The 14,039-nt window shown below is 64.0% G+C and carries 14 protein-coding genes and 1 riboswitch; of the genes, 4 read left to right on the top strand and 10 right to left on the bottom strand.

Annotation, left to right across the window (positions count from 1 at the left end; translation table 11 throughout):
* Nucleotides 1-77 precede the first annotated feature (77 nt).
* Together IEV75_RS05460 and IEV75_RS05455 are read left to right on the top strand one after the other, a co-directional pair.
* The gene (locus IEV75_RS05460) at nt 78-776 is read left to right on the top strand and encodes a pirin family protein (protein WP_188451547.1); all 699 of its coding nucleotides are present in this window, start codon (nt 78-80) and stop codon (nt 774-776) included.
* 312 nt (nt 777-1,088) lie between these two features.
* Nucleotides 1,089-1,313 (top strand): hypothetical protein, encoded by a 225-nt coding sequence (locus IEV75_RS05455; RefSeq protein ID WP_188451546.1) that lies wholly within the window; start codon nt 1,089-1,091, stop codon nt 1,311-1,313.
* Between the two features lie 110 nt (nt 1,314-1,423).
* Here the strand turns inward: IEV75_RS05455 and queE are convergent, their stop codons facing one another.
* Together queE and queC are read right to left on the bottom strand one after the other, a co-directional pair.
* A complete protein-coding gene (gene queE, locus IEV75_RS05450) occupies nt 1,424-2,053 on the bottom strand; it encodes a 7-carboxy-7-deazaguanine synthase (RefSeq protein WP_188451742.1) in 630 nt (209 codons plus the stop codon).
* Nucleotides 2,050-2,778, bottom strand: a complete 729-nt coding sequence (queC, locus tag IEV75_RS05445; protein WP_188451545.1) for a 7-cyano-7-deazaguanine synthase QueC — start codon at nt 2,776-2,778, stop codon at nt 2,050-2,052. The genes queE and queC overlap by 4 nt, the downstream gene beginning before the upstream one ends.
* A 63-nt stretch (nt 2,779-2,841) precedes the next feature.
* Here queC and cutA point away from each other — a divergent pair, with 63 nt between their 5' ends.
* A complete protein-coding gene (gene cutA, locus IEV75_RS05440) occupies nt 2,842-3,189 on the top strand; it encodes a divalent-cation tolerance protein CutA (RefSeq protein ID WP_233351765.1) in 348 nt (115 codons plus the stop codon).
* Here cutA and IEV75_RS05435 read toward each other — a convergent pair.
* A complete protein-coding gene (locus IEV75_RS05435) occupies nt 3,186-5,024 on the bottom strand; it encodes an ATP-binding response regulator (RefSeq protein ID WP_188451544.1) in 1,839 nt (612 codons plus the stop codon). The two genes, cutA and IEV75_RS05435, sit on opposite strands and share 4 nt — an antisense overlap.
* 119 nt (nt 5,025-5,143) lie before the next feature.
* Between IEV75_RS05435 and IEV75_RS05430 the strand changes: the two genes are divergently transcribed.
* Complete coding sequence (locus IEV75_RS05430) at nt 5,144-5,716, top strand: DUF3299 domain-containing protein (RefSeq protein WP_188451543.1); 573 nt, start codon at nt 5,144-5,146, stop codon at nt 5,714-5,716.
* An 8-nt stretch (nt 5,717-5,724) separates the two neighbouring features.
* Here IEV75_RS05430 and IEV75_RS05425 read toward each other — a convergent pair whose 3' ends face one another.
* The 7 genes from IEV75_RS05425 to IEV75_RS05395 all read right to left on the bottom strand — a co-directional run.
* A complete protein-coding gene (locus tag IEV75_RS05425) occupies nt 5,725-7,650 on the bottom strand; it encodes a TonB-dependent receptor plug domain-containing protein (RefSeq protein ID WP_188451542.1) in 1,926 nt (641 codons plus the stop codon).
* Between the two features lie 21 nt (nt 7,651-7,671).
* The gene (locus tag IEV75_RS05420) at nt 7,672-8,427 is read right to left on the bottom strand and encodes an ABC transporter ATP-binding protein (protein WP_188451541.1); all 756 of its coding nucleotides are present in this window, start codon (nt 8,425-8,427) and stop codon (nt 7,672-7,674) included.
* Nucleotides 8,424-9,407 (bottom strand): FecCD family ABC transporter permease, encoded by a 984-nt coding sequence (locus tag IEV75_RS05415; RefSeq protein ID WP_188451540.1) that lies wholly within the window; start codon nt 9,405-9,407, stop codon nt 8,424-8,426. Before IEV75_RS05415 ends, IEV75_RS05420 begins: the two co-directional genes overlap by 4 nt.
* Nucleotides 9,404-10,240 carry an ABC transporter substrate-binding protein gene (locus IEV75_RS05410; RefSeq protein WP_188451539.1) on the bottom strand — a complete coding sequence of 279 codons (837 nt, stop codon included), beginning with the start codon at nt 10,238-10,240 and terminating at the stop codon, nt 9,404-9,406. The genes IEV75_RS05415 and IEV75_RS05410 overlap by 4 nt, the downstream gene beginning before the upstream one ends.
* 181 nt (nt 10,241-10,421) lie before the next feature.
* Nucleotides 10,422-10,625, bottom strand: a riboswitch (cobalamin riboswitch).
* A gap of 28 nt (nt 10,626-10,653) precedes the next feature.
* Nucleotides 10,654-11,631 (bottom strand): type II secretion system F family protein, encoded by a 978-nt coding sequence (locus IEV75_RS05405; protein WP_188451538.1) that lies wholly within the window; start codon nt 11,629-11,631, stop codon nt 10,654-10,656.
* Between the two features lie 12 nt (nt 11,632-11,643).
* The gene (locus tag IEV75_RS05400; protein WP_217979603.1) at nt 11,644-12,630 is read right to left on the bottom strand and encodes a type II secretion system F family protein; all 987 of its coding nucleotides are present in this window, start codon (nt 12,628-12,630) and stop codon (nt 11,644-11,646) included.
* A gap of 6 nt (nt 12,631-12,636) precedes the next feature.
* The coding region (locus IEV75_RS05395; protein ID WP_233351764.1) for a TadA family conjugal transfer-associated ATPase at nt 12,637-14,039 on the bottom strand (1,403 nt) is incomplete at its 5' end.

Raw genomic sequence — 14,039 nt, 5'->3', positions numbered from 1 at the left:
TCCGGCACGATTACGCACAAGCGCCGCGCCCCTACATTTGCGGTCAACGTTCAAGGGCTCAACAAGGAGGTCTTGCCATGATCGTGAAACGGGAATTTTCAAGCCTTGGCGGCTTTTCCAATGACTGGCTCGTTGCCCGCCATCATTTCAGCTTTGGCCACTACCACGACCCGTCCCGCATGGGGTGGGGCAATCTGCGGGTATGGAATGATGATGCCATCAAGGCGGACTCCGGCTTCGATCCCCATCCCCATTCGGAGATGGAAATCATTACTTATGTGCGCGACGGCGCCATCACCCACATGGACAGTCTTGGCAATCAGGGCCGCACCGTGGCCGGTGATGTACAGGTGATGAGTGCAGGCTCTGGCATCCGCCACGCCGAATACAATCGCGAAATCGACACTACCCGTATCTTCCAGATATGGATCCTGCCCGATGAGCGCGGCGGGGAACCCTACTGGAATGCGCGCGAATTTCCCAAAGGCGACCGCGCAGGTGAGCTGATTGTGCTGGCCTCCGGCGTGGAAGGCGATGACGATGCCCTGCCCATCCGCGCACAGGCCCGCGTTCTGGGTGCCACGGTGAAGGCAGGCGAGAGTGTCGAGTACAGGCTTGGCGAAGGCCGGCACGCCTATATGGTGCCTGCCAAAGGCAAGGTGGAGGTCAATGGCGTGGCGCTCGATGCCCGCGATGGCGCCGCCATCAAGGACGAGCCGGTCATAACCATCACCGCGTTGGAGGAATCCGAAATCGTGATGGTGGATAGTTTGTAGTTCGCATACCCAAACGTCATCCCCGCGCAGGCGGGAACCCAGAGCCATTGGCGAGGCTTTCGCTCTACAATCTCTGGATCCCCGCCTGCGCGGGGATGACGAAAGGGGATGATCTGAAGAGAGTTATTCTTCGCCCTGTCGGGACCGGACTAGCTCCCCGGCGCGTAGCGCCGCAAGGCCGAATGGCCGCCCGCGACTTTTCGCGGAACACCGCAGCCCGGATGGGCTGCGGAACAAGCGACTGTGTAATACACCATACTTCGCTAACTATTTCCGGGCAGGGTCAGGGTTGGCCAGCTCAAAGGATGCTCCATGCCCCGCGCCACAAATTGCACGCACCGTCTGATGGCTCTCATTGCAGCCTCCAGCTGTCTCATGCTGCCGGGGTGCCTCGCGGCGGCGGCAACTGGCGCGGTGGCCGGCGCCGCAGGCGCCACCATAGGCGCTGCAGGTAGCGTAGCAGGCGGCGCAGTGGACGCCGTAACGACCAGCGATGAGGAAGAAGAGCGCAACCGGCGGCGGCGCGGGCGCGACTAGACCGATTCAGCCTGAACTCCCGGCCAAGCGCAGCGCAGAGCCGGAACTTCATGTAGGAAAAGCGGAGAGAGGCCCCGGATCGCTTCGCGTCCGGGGTTTCAATGCTGCTCCTAATCCACCCCGATCCATTTATGCGTCTGGAGCGACAGGCTCCATTGCGGGTGGGTCAGGCAGTATTCAAACGCGGCCCTGGCGTTTTCCATCTGCTGCGGCCCGTCCATGGGCTGCAGCCGGAAAGCCTTGAACTCCAGCCCCTCGAATAATTCCGGCATGGCATCAGCCTGCGGGTAGACCAGTTTCAGCTCATCGCCGGAGCGCTGCTTCAAGGGCGCGGTGGATTTGGGGCTGACGCAGATCCAGTCCAGCCCGCCTGGCGCTTCGATCGTGCCATTGGTTTCAACCGCGATCTCGAAGCCTTCAGCTTTGAGGGCCGCGATCGCCGCCTCATCAAGCTGCAATAGCGGTTCACCGCCCGTGCAGACCACCAGCGGCCTGCCGCCGCCGGGCCAGAAGCTTCTGACGTGTGCCGCAAGCGCTGCGGCGCTGGCGAACTTGCCGCCGCCCTGCCCGTCGGTTCCGACAAAATCGGTATCACAGAACTGGCAGACGGCCTTCGCGCGATCACGCTCCAGCCCGCTCCACAGATTGCAGCCGGCAAAGCGCAGGAATACGGCGACACGGCCGGCCTGGCCGCCCTCGCCCTGCACTGTCAGGAAAGTTTCCTTCACCGAGTACGTCATGCGCCTGCCCATGCCTTCCAGCCTGCCTCGCGCAGCTCGCACGCCGGGCATGCGCCGCAGCCATAGCCCCAATCGTGGCGGTGCTCGCGGTCGCCCATATAGCAGGTGTGAGAATGCTCCACGATCAGGTCGACAAGCGGTTTTCCTCCGAGACCGTCAGCCAGTTCCCAAGTCTGCGCCTTGGTGAGGAACATGAGAGGGGTGTCGATGGTGACCGGCATGTCGAGCCCCAGCGAGAGGGCGCGCTCCTGTGCCTGAAGCGTGTCCTCCCGGCAGTCTGGGTATCCGGAATAGTCGGTCTGGCACATGCCGCCGACGAGCACGTCGAGGCCGCGCCGCCAGGCATGGGCAGCAGCCATGACGAGGAACACCAGATTGCGCCCCGGCACAAAGCTGGTCGGCAAGCCGCTTTCACCCATCTCGATCACGCGTTCATAAGTGAGTGCGCTTTCAGCAAGCTGGCCATAGCCGGAAATGTCCACCAGCACGTCCCCGCCCAGCTTTTCGGCCCAGGCAGGGCTCAACGCTGCCATCGCTTCGCGCACGCGCACACGCGCTTCGAGTTCCACCCGGTGGCGCTGGCCGTAATCGAAGCCGATGGTTTCCACACGGGTGTAATGCGTCAGCGCATGGGCGAGACAGACAGCCGAATCCTGCCCGCCCGAAAACAGGACGAGGGCGCCTTTCGCGTTTTGTGCAGCCGGTTTGCTTGCCTGAACAGCCATGATCTAACCTCTATGCTACCCGCTATATCCGGGCAGAGCGCACGAACCGCAAGAGAGGCTGCCATGAACATGCAGATGGACGAGGCGCCCGAAGGGCTCATTCTTCTATATTCGACCTGGCCGGACGGAGCGGCAGCCGAAGCCGCCGCGCGGGCGCTGCTGGAGGAGAGGCTGATTGCCTGCGCCAACATCATGCCGGCCGGACGCTCGGTGTTCCGCTGGGAAGGCAAGGTGACGGCCGAGGCGGAAACTGTTGCCCTCTTCAAGACGACAAGGGCGCGCGCAGGTGATGCCCGCACGCGCCTGGTTGATCTTCACCCTTATGACGAGCCCTGCGTGCTCGCCCTGCCCGTTGATACCGCGGCCAGCGCGGCAGGCTTTCTGGCCTGGGTGGCCCGCGAGACGGCCTAGGCGGTCCGGCGCAGATAGGCGATGGCAGACGGGTCTTCGACCAGTGCCTCTTCCAGCGCCTGCAAAAGCGGCTCGGAAGTAACCGGCGCACGCACCAGCACCTCGCCGCCTGCACGCTGGACCGGCGACTGCAGGCCCGGCGCCAGCCGGACAATCGGCGTGAGCGAGGCCGTCGAGGCCAGCATGCGGATATCCTGCACCGCATCTTCCGGCTCGATATTGCCAAGGTTCAGCCCGAGGATAATCGCATCATAGGCCGATGCGCCCAGGCCTTCGGTCATGTCACTGACGCTGGTGGCACAGCTGACCACGCAGTTGAACGACTTGAGGTAACCCAACAGGACGGCGCGCCGGGCCGGATCAGCCTCGCACACCAGCATGCGCAGGCGGCGATTAGCGAAGGCCAGGCGCTCATCGCCCTTGCGGCCCGGACGGCTGGCGGTGCGCACGGGCACCTCAAACCAGAATACCGAACCGGGATCACCCGGCCTGTAGCCCACCTCGCCGCCCATCATCGCGGCGATGCGTTTGGCAAGGTGCAGGGACAACCCCGTTCCACCGCCAGCGCCCGGCTTTGCCGCCTCCTGAGCGAACACATCGAACAGACCGGCGCGATGCGCCTCGGGCACGCCGCGCCCTGTATCGCTGACGGCAATGCGCAAGCAGCTTGTGCCGTCATTGCCCGGTTCAGAGGCGCTGCAGGTGACGCGCACCTCGCCTGCCTCGGTAAAGCGTACAGCGTTGACCACAAATATCTCGGCCATCTGGACCAGACGGTCCTGGTCACCGCGCAGATGCAGCTTCTCGTCGATATTCATCTCGACGGTGAAATCCAGCCCCTTGGCCGCTGCGCGCTGCGTGCCAAAGCGCTCGAGGCGCTCGCGCAGGCGCTCGGCGGGGAAGTCATCAAGCCGCAGCTCGAAACTGCCAGCCTCGATGCGCGATACGTCCAGGATTTCTGATACCAGCTCGGCAAGGGTGTCGCCGGACTCTGCGATGCGCGCCACCATGCGGCGTGCATCACCGGTCAGGGCCACGTCCTGCAGCATCTGTGTCTGGGCCAGAATGGAGTTGAGCGGCGCGCCGAGCTCATGGCTCATATTGGCCAGCATGGCGGCCTTGTGGCGCGCCGCGCACTCGGCCGCGCCAGCAGCAGCTTCATGACGTTCAGCCAGGCGCGCGAGCGCTTCACGCTGTGCCTCGGCTTCGTTGCGCGCCTCCTCGAGGGCAGCGTTAGCCTCCACGGTCTCCACGAGGCTCTTGCGGTAGGTTGCCGCCAGCCGCGTGGTAACCGCAAAGAACAGCAAGGCCATGCCGGCGAGTACAAAACCGGTAACGGTGCCGAAAGAGCTGTACCAGAGCGCAGCCAGCGACAGGCAGGGCACATTATAGGCCAGCACAACACGCGGCTCTGCCGCCGATGTCATGGCGGCCCCCGCCGACATGCCCGAAATCATCACCGCGACTGCCAGAACAGCGCCCATGGACGCACCAGCGGGCAAAAGGAAGCCCGAAGCACCCCACAGTGCGCCTACAAAGCCGGTGCAGATCATGTAGCTGGTCATCTGACCAGGCGTCGGCACAGCGCCGGACTTGCGCGCCCGGTTTATCGAGAGCAGGCGGAGCACCGAGGCGACAACCATCGCGCCGATCCACGCGCCAAGCACAGGCAAAGGCACCGATGTGTAAAGCATCGCGCCAACGCCGACAGCGCCGATGACGTTCATCGGCACAGCCTGCTTGGCACTGCTGGTAATCAGTAGACGCGCTGCCTCGCGAACGCGCTGCGCAGTCTCTTGCTCGCGCGCAATTGCGCGCGTCTCGGCAAACCCCATATCACACCCTCCAGCCGCTTTTTTCTGCGGTTCTGGAGCGACTATGCGCCAAAGGCCGTTAAAACGGGGTGTGCGGCCTGTTAACCTCGCAGCGAGACTTCCTTCCGGAGCATTACCCTATGCGCAAGATCATACCGCTGACCCTGATGGCCTTACTGGCCCTCACCGCCTGCTCGCCTGCCGGAGACAGCGCAAGCGAGCAACCGGTCGCAGATGTTGAAGGCGATCTGCTTGTCGATCCCGCTGCCGAAGCGGAGCTTCTCAACTGGCGCGACCTGTTGCCCGAGGGCGAGCTGGAAATGCTGCTCGCGCTGGAAGAAGGCACCGCGCCGCCCACGCTCATGAGCCAGTTCCAGACCCGCCGCGACGAACAAATGGGCACGTTCAATGTCGTTGAGGAGCTCGACGGGCTGGTCGTGCGCATGCCTGGCTACATCCTGCCGCTGGACTATGCCGAACGCGGACAGGCACGCGAATTTCTGTTCCTGCCGTATCACGGCGCCTGCATTCACTACCCGCCGCCGCCGCCAAACCAGATCGTTTATCTGCGCTCGGCAGAGCCGGTCAGCTTCAGCCAGCTCTGGGAGCCGGTATGGGTGGAGGGACGCATGGAGATCCAGCGCGTTGAAACGGATCTGGCCGACGCGGCCTATGCGATGGCGGTACGCTCCGTGCGTCCCTATGACGGCTAGGGGCTGTCCTAGTAACTGACTCTCAGCCCGGCCATGACCATGCGCGGCGCACCCGCGAAAGCGGCTGGCTGTTCGTAGACCGTATCAAATGCGTTCGTCACGGTGACGTAGGCGCTGAGCTGTTCACTGAACCGCCACTGGCCTGAGATATTGACCAGCTCATAGCCAGCCACCGGCGCATTTCCGCTGACAAAGAAGCCATCATCGTCATAGGTGACATCGCGGCGCGCACCCGTGTTGTGATAGCGCGCGCTGAGCGATAGCGCCTCCACCGGCTGCCAGACCAGGCCTGCCGACCAGGCATGCCGCGGACGGCGCAGGAGCGGCGCATCCGTCACGGCGTTGGTGGCCTCGACATAGGCATAGCCGGCATCCAGCTGAAGTGTTGACGAGATATCCAGACGTCCGGCCAGCTCGACGCCGGAAATCCGGGCCCGGCCAACATTCTCGTTAGTGCCCGTGAAGGTGGTGAAATCGAATACGTTCTCGATCAGGTTCTCGATATCGGTATCGAAATAGCTCAGCGAAACGCTGGCACTGCGTCCATCCTCCAGTTCAAAGCTGGCACGGGCGCCAACCTCCCAGGTTTTGGCTTCCTCGGGCTCGAGGCCAGGGTTTGGCGTGGTGAAGGCAGAGCTGGCGAAGCGCTCTGACAGGGTTGGCGCCTTGAAGGCGGTCGCGTAGCGCGCGACGAGCTGAAACGGCGTCTGCGGTATGCTCCACACCGCCCCAAGCGCCCAGTTCGTCTGCGTCCCGAAGCCATCAAAATCGTCGACGCGCAAGGACGCGGAGAGGTCGAGCGCATCCGCGGCGAGGAGCTGAAGGTTCAGATACGCTCCTGTGTTATTCTCTGCGCGCGAGAGTGGGTTATTGAACGCCGTGTCGGTGACAATGGAGTCGCGTTCGGCATGGAGGCCGAAGGCTATAACCGGCTGTAATGTGTCAAACCCTTGCGGCTGCCAGGTATTGAGCCATTCGGCAAAGCTGCGTCGCGCCGCATTGACATCGGTAACCGCCCCGCCATCGCGGCTTTCGCGGTCATTGCGCACGTCGCCCAGGCGCAGCGTGCTTTTCAGGCGTTCGTCCGCGCTTTCCCAGCCAAGACCGGCACGCCACAGCGTCTGGTCGTTGCGGGAAATTTCAAGACCGCGATCATCAGCGCGCTGTGAGAAGCCCGGCCCGCCGGAAAAGGTATCAAAATCGCTAGCCGACTCCCGATGACGCGCCAGGCCCGACAGGGTGAAACCGTTGCCGAGGGCGTAGCTCACCGTGGCAGTTACCGTGGTGATTTCCCCGCCATCACGCTCATTTCCGGACAGCGCCATGCGGGCGGGCGTCGCGTTAAAGCCATCGCTCTGATAGCGCTCCGCGCTGAACCCGTATTCGAGTGCTCCTGTTGTGCCTGATGCCCCCGCCAGCAGACGGATAGAGTTGAAAGAGCCCGCAGACAGGTCGACATACGGTGCAAACTCGCTGTCTCCCCCCCTGCGCGGGATGAGGTTGATGACCCCGCCAATGGCATCCGACCCGTAGAGCGAGGAGAGCGGCCCGCGCGCGATCTCCACGCGGTCCAGATCGCCCAGCGCGTCCTGCCCGGCATCGAACTGGCCTGCGGGGGTGGAGGCGTCGTTCACCCGGATACCATCAAAAAGCACTAGCGTGTGTTTGGCATTCGTGCCCCGCGTGAAGACCGAGGTGGTCGCGCCGATGCCGCCGGACTGCACGGCCGAAATGCCGGGATAGCGCGACAACGCGCTGACAAGGTCGGTCAATCCTTCGACCTCGATGGTCTCGCGGGAAAGCGTGTCGATGCGAACCGGCAGGCGCTCCGCCGCGACGGGCGCGCGCGTGCCGGTAACAGTCACGAGGTCTGAAATCTCGGCTGTCTCGCCGGCAAGCGCAGCACCAAGCGCAATAATACTGACTGAAAACATGAGCGTTTCTCCTTATTGGAATCAGGCCGGTGCATAGCCGCCGTCAGCGGCGGCCTGCACGGCAAACACATCGGCAAGAATGATCGGATTGAGGGCGGTTGCCGGCGGGCCATCGGCCACGACCCGGCCCTGATCGAGAACGATGACACGCGCTGCATGACGGCGCGCCATGGCCAGATCGTGCAGGGCAAGGACGATAGCCGTTCCTCTGCCGGCCTCGGCCTGCAGCAATGCCATCACGTCGAGCTGGTGGCGCGGATCGAGGGCATTGAGCGGCTCGTCCAGCAGGAGGAGCGGCGCGCCGGACGCCAGCGTTCGGGCGAGGTGAATGCGTGCCTTCTCGCCGCCCGACAGCGTGTCGACAGGCCGGTGAGCGAAGGTGGAAGCTCCGCATCGGGTGATCGCTTCATTGACGCGTTCGCGCGCGGCTTGCGGCAGGCGTTCATAGGGCCGCCCCTCATGGGCGAACCGCCCCAACGCGACGATATCCACGCCGCGCATTGCCCAGGCAGCGCTGCGCTCCTGCGCGAGCCAGGCCATATGCCGGGCACGCTCGCGCGCGGACATCGCAGACACATCCTGCCCGCCAAGATGCACGTCACCCTCACGGGCGGGCAGGATACCGGCGGCAAGTTTGAGGAGGGTCGACTTCCCCGCGCCATTGGGTCCCACAAGGCAGACGAACTCGCCGGGCTGAACCGCAATATTGATATCATGCAGGACGGTATGGTCCGCATGGCCCGCGCTGGCGGCGATGATGTCGAGGCGCGCGCTCATTGGCCCATCCCCCGCGCCCGCGCCGCAATCCAGACGAAGGCGGGCGCACCTATCAGTGCCGCTGTCACACCGAGTTTCATCTCCATTGCGAAGGGCAGCACACGCACCGCCGTATCAGCCAGAACCAGGACCGTTCCGGCCAGAAGGGCCGAAGGCAGCAGGAGATCGCCGGGGTCATGGCGCACGAAGGGCCGCACCACGTGCGGCGCGACAATGCCGACAAATCCGATAATGCCGGCAACTGCCACGCTGGCTCCGGTCAGAAGCGCGCTGCCGATGATGACCAGCAACCGGGTACGCGAAACATCTGCCCCGAGCCCTAGCGCGGCCTCCTCACCGAGGCTGAGCGCCCGCAATCCCGGCGCTGCCAGGAGCACCAGCACCAGACCGGCCAGCCAGAATGGCGCGGCAAAGCCGATATCGGCCCAGGACCGGTTGGAAACCGAACCCAGAAGCCAGTTGACGAGGTCGGAGAGCGAGAACGGGTTGGGCGCAAGGTTCATCAGGAGCGCCATCAGCGCGCCTGCGAGGCTGGACAGGCCTACACCGACAAGGATCAGCCGCGTGGTGGAAACCGAGCTGGCACCCAGCGTGTAGAGCAAAACGGTTGTGCCCAGCGCCATCGCGATCGCAAGACCCGGCATGGCCCAGATGCTGAATGCCGCCAGATTGAAATAGACCGCGATCACGGCGCCCAGCGCGGAGGCCCCGGAGACGCCCAGCACGCCGGGATCGGCCAGCGGGTTGCGCAAGAGCCCTTGAAGGGCCGCCCCGGCAAGGCCGAGCGCCGCGCCGACACCAAAGGCTGCGAGAATGCGCGGGAGGCGGATTTCCAGAACCAGTATCCGGGCCAGTTCGCCGTCTGCGCCAGGCTGCCAGAGCGACACCAGATCGGCCCAGCCATTGGCCGGAGCCAGTGCAGCCAGCAGCGAAAGGGCGGCGCACGCCGCCATCGCAAGATTGGGCTTGAGGGCCGTCATGGCTGGTTTCCCGTAATGTTGAAGGACTGCTGGTGCACGAAGCCGCCGAGACGTGCGGCTTCCTGGCCGGCAAGCCATGTGGTGCAGGCGATCACGCCGGTATCGAGAGTGAAGGCCGGACGGCTGCTCAGGGCGCGGCGCATGACCGGGTGACGGCTGGCGCTCCAGCGGTCCACCCGGTCCGTCGCACTGTTTGAAAAGCCGGTGACGAAGATATCGGGCCTGCGGAGGGCAACGGCTTCCAGTGGCAGGCTGGACCAGCCGGAAAGCCCGCCGGCGGTGTTACGCAGGCCTGCTGCCCGCAAGAGCGCATCGACAAAGGTGCCCTGCCCGGCCGTTACGCCGCCGGGCGTCACGTAGAGCGCATCCACGCCCGCCAGAGGCGTTACGCGGTCCAATGCCCGGTCCATCTCTGCCAGCAGCGTTTCTGCCCGGTCCTCGCGGGCGAAGGCGGCAGCGGCGGCGCGGGTCTCGCGGCGTATGTCGTCAAAGTCGGAGATGTACCCGATCTGGTGGACCGGGATACCGAGCCGCTCGAACAGGGCCAGAATACGCGTGTCCCCACCCCAGCTGCGCACAACGAGATCGGGCCGGTGCGCGAGTATCTCCCCGGCAAGCGGACGCGCCTGCGGGAGGTCTTCTGCCAGTGCGGCATGGGACGAGTAATCTGCGTCTGCATCCGGTGAAAGCGCAGCGATCTGGCTGCGGTCAGCCAGCCCCAGGACATACTGGTCGGCGCAATAGTCCAGCGACACGATGCGCTGCGGCTGGGCCTGAGCCGCACTTGTGAGCAGCAGACCGACGATCGCAATCAGCAATATACGCACGCGCATGGCCAACGCCCCGCCTCGCCTGCGGGACGGCAAGCCGGCCCGCTACAAACGTTTCGGGCTTACGGTTGCTGCGCCACACGCCTCGCGAAGACACGCGAAACGCAAAGCGCAGGCCGTATGGCCCGGATGTTTGCCGCCATGACGGAGTAAATCCGTGTGCCGAAGGACTGGACCCGGTCCTGCACAAGCGACTGCGGTGGCAGGTCTCCTGACTTGCGGGTCAACGCCTTGTTCGATGCCGCCTTCCCGGGATCGCTCCCAGTGGCTTCTGGCATCAAGGCTCGCCGCCTACAGTTGCGGGCACAGTCCCGGACTTGGGGAAAAACCCCTGACCGGTGTTCCCTCTTAGCTCCCTCGCGGGAGCACCACCGGCAACAGGGTTAGCCGCAATGTTGCTGATGCGTCAAGCGCACTCACATCTCCTGGAAGGAGATGATGGCCGGGCCGAGAATGACGACGAACAGGACCGGAAGGAAGAACACGATCATCGGTACGGTCAGCTTGGCAGGCAGGGCGGCGGCCTTTTTCTCGGCTGACGCCATGCGCATATCGCGGTTTTCCTTGGCCATCACACGTAGCGCCTGACCCAGCGGCGTGCCGTAGCGTTCGGCCTGCACCAGCGCCGTTGCCACGCCCTTCACACCAGGATGGTTGGTGCGCATTGCGAGGTTTTCGTACGCCTGACGCCGGTCCTGCAGGTAAGCAAGCTCGGCTGTTGTCAGCGACAATTCCTCGGCCAGTTCGATGGAGCTGGTGCCCACTTCTGCGGCCACCTTCTGGAACGCAGCCTCGATGGACATGCCCGCTTCCACACAGATGAGCAGAAGGTCGAGGGCATCCGGGAACGCCCGCATGATGGAGTCACGCCGCTTCTGGGCAGCATTGGAGAGGTAGATGCCCGGCGCATAATAGCCCAGCAGGGTCATACCCATGACGATGGCGAGGCGCTGGATGGTCGGCAGGCCGAAATCGTTGAGCAGGAACAGATAGGCCAGCGACAGGCCAAAGAGCGCAATCGGCGCGATCAGGCGGGCAAAGTAGAAGACAAAGACCGGCCCCTGCCCGCGCATGCCCGCCTGTATCAGCTTGCTCTTCAGATTGGGGTCTTCCAGCAGGGTCTGAAGGTTGAGGCTCTCCACGACTTTGCGGAACAAGGAGCGCGTGTCCTTGCCGCGCAAGGTTCCGCCACGCGCCTCAAGCTCCAGCGCTTCGCGTGATTTGCGGCGCAGCTCCTCGCGCCGGTTGGCCACCGACTTTATCCGCTTGTCCAGCTTGTTGCCGCCCATGGCCGGACCGGACACGGTAATGACCGTGGCAAACACCAGAAAGAAGGCGAGCAGGCCGAACAGATTGGCCGGGGTCGTGATCCACTGGGCGAACTGGGTGACCATCGCGTAGAGGCCCTAGTGCTTGAAGTTGATCATGCCGCGCATGACAAGGATGCCGATGCCCATCCACATCAACCCGCCGAGCAGCATGAGCTGCCCCAGCGGATGGGTGAACATGAGGCCCATATAGTCCGGGGCAACAACCATCACGATGCACAGCACAAGCGGGGGCAACGCGCCGATGATCATGGCCGAGGCCTTGGCTTCGGAGGACAGGGCCTGGATCTTCTCGCCCATCAGCTTGCGGGCGCGCAGCACGGCTGAAAGATTGCCGAGCGCCTCGGCCAGGTTGCCGCCGGTTTTTGCCTGAATGACCAGCACAATGGCGAAGAAGTTCAGTTCAGAAACCGGCATGCGCTGGGTCATGCGCCGCATGCCTTCATCGAGATCAACGCCTACGGCGATGTTTTCATTGAGCTTGGCAAACTCGGTGCGGACCGGCTCCGGGCTTTCACGCGCGATGATCTTCAGGCACTCGTTCAGCGGCAGGCCCGACTTCACGCCGCGTACGACAATGTCGATAGCGTCGGCAAAATTGTTCACGAACTGCTTCTGACGGCGAGCCACCAGAAAGCCGACGACCCAGCGCGGCAACCCCAGCCCGGCAACAAACCCCGCCGACAGGGTGATAAGCACATTCATGCCGGCCGCAAACACGGCGAAGGCCGCCACAACGCCAATAACGGCCGACGCGATCCAGAAATGCTGCGGGGTCCAGCTTACGCCTGCCTGCTCCAGCTTCGCGCGCAATGTGAAGGCGCGCTTGCGGGCCGCCTTCTGGCGCTCTTCCAGCTCCTTGAGTGTTTCCTGGACCTGACGTTTTTTCTGTGCGGTCTGGTCCAGAGCGCTGGTCTGACGCTTGCCGGCGTGCAGAGGTGCGCCAACGGCGACCTGCACACGCTGGGCCTGGCGCTTGTTGCCACCACCGGTGAACGCAAGGCCTACACCCGCCACGGCCACGAAGGCGGCAATTGCAGCAATGATGAAGGACAGGTCACCCATGGCGCATCAGGCCTCCGAAGCGTCGAGAGCGGCGGCCAGTTCGCGTTCGAGACCAAAGTAGCGGGCACGGTCCCAGAATTTCGGCCGGGCAATGCCGGTCGATACGTGCCGGCCGGTGATATTGCCGTGCTCGTCCTCTCCAGTGATCTCGTAGACAAAGAGATCCTGCGTGACGATGACATCGCCTTCCATGCCCAGCACTTCGGTGATGTGAGTGATCTTGCGGGTGCCGTCGCGCAGACGGGCAGCCTGCACCACAACGTCAATCGAGCCGGAAATCATTTCGCGGATGGTCTTTGTGGGCAGGTTGTACCCCCCCATCGTGATCATGGACTCGATCCGCGACAGCCCCTCGCGCGGGGAGTTCGCGTGCAGCGTGCCCATGGAGCCGTCATGGCCGGTGTTCATCGCCTGCAGCAAGTCGAAGGCTTCAGGGCCGCGCACCTCGCCCACGATGATGCGTTCAGGGCGCATGCGAAGGCAGTTCTTGACCAGATCACGCATGGTGACCTGGCCTGTGCCTTCCAGATTGGGCGGGCGGGTTTCCAGACGCACTACGTGCGGCTGCTGGAGCTGCAGCTCGGCGGCGTCCTCGCAGGTGATGACGCGCTCATCTTCGCCGATAAAACCGGTCAGGCAGTTCAGCAGCGTTGTCTTGCCCGAGCCCGTACCCCCGGAAATGAGCACGTTGCAGCGGGACGCGCCGATAATCTGCAACACCTTGGCGCCTTCCGGCGTGATCGATCCGAAATCGACCAGGTGCTGCATGGTCAGCTTGTCTTTCTTGAACTTCCGGATCGTCAGCGTCGGGCCGTCGAGCGCCAGAGGCGGCGCGATGACGTTGACGCGCGAACCATCGGCAAGGCGCGCATCGCAGATCGGCGAGCTTTCATCCACGCGGCGGCCCACCTGGGACACGATGCGCTGGCAGATATTCATCAGCTGGCCGTTATCGCGAAAGCGGATATTGGTCTTCTGGACGCGGCCATTGACCTCAATGAACACATCGCCCGCACCATTGACCATGATGTCGGCGATATCGTCTCGCGCCAGAAGCGGCTCCAGCGGGCCATAGCCGAGCACGTCGTTGCAGATATCCTGCAGGAGGCTTTCCTGCTCGGCGATCGACATCGCGACGTTCTTGATCGAGATGATCTCGGTCACGATGTCGCGGATTTCCTCCGCTGCCGTGGCGTTATCGAGCCGGGCCAGCTGGCTCAGATCGATGGTGTCGATCAGCGCGTTGAAGATTGTTGTCTTGATCGCATAGTACTCGGCCGAGCGCTCCTGCCCGACCTGTACTGACGGACGCGGCGCGGGCTTTGCTGCGGGCTTGGGCGCCGCGCTTGCCCGTGGCTGGGGCGCGGGCGCAGCCGGACGCGGGCGCGGCTGAACAGGCGCCGCCGGCC

This window comes from Glycocaulis albus (genome assembly GCF_014639075.1).
GTDB classification, from domain to species: Bacteria; Pseudomonadota; Alphaproteobacteria; order Caulobacterales; family Maricaulaceae; genus Glycocaulis; species Glycocaulis albus.
This window is presented reverse-complemented; position numbering and strand designations above follow the sequence as displayed.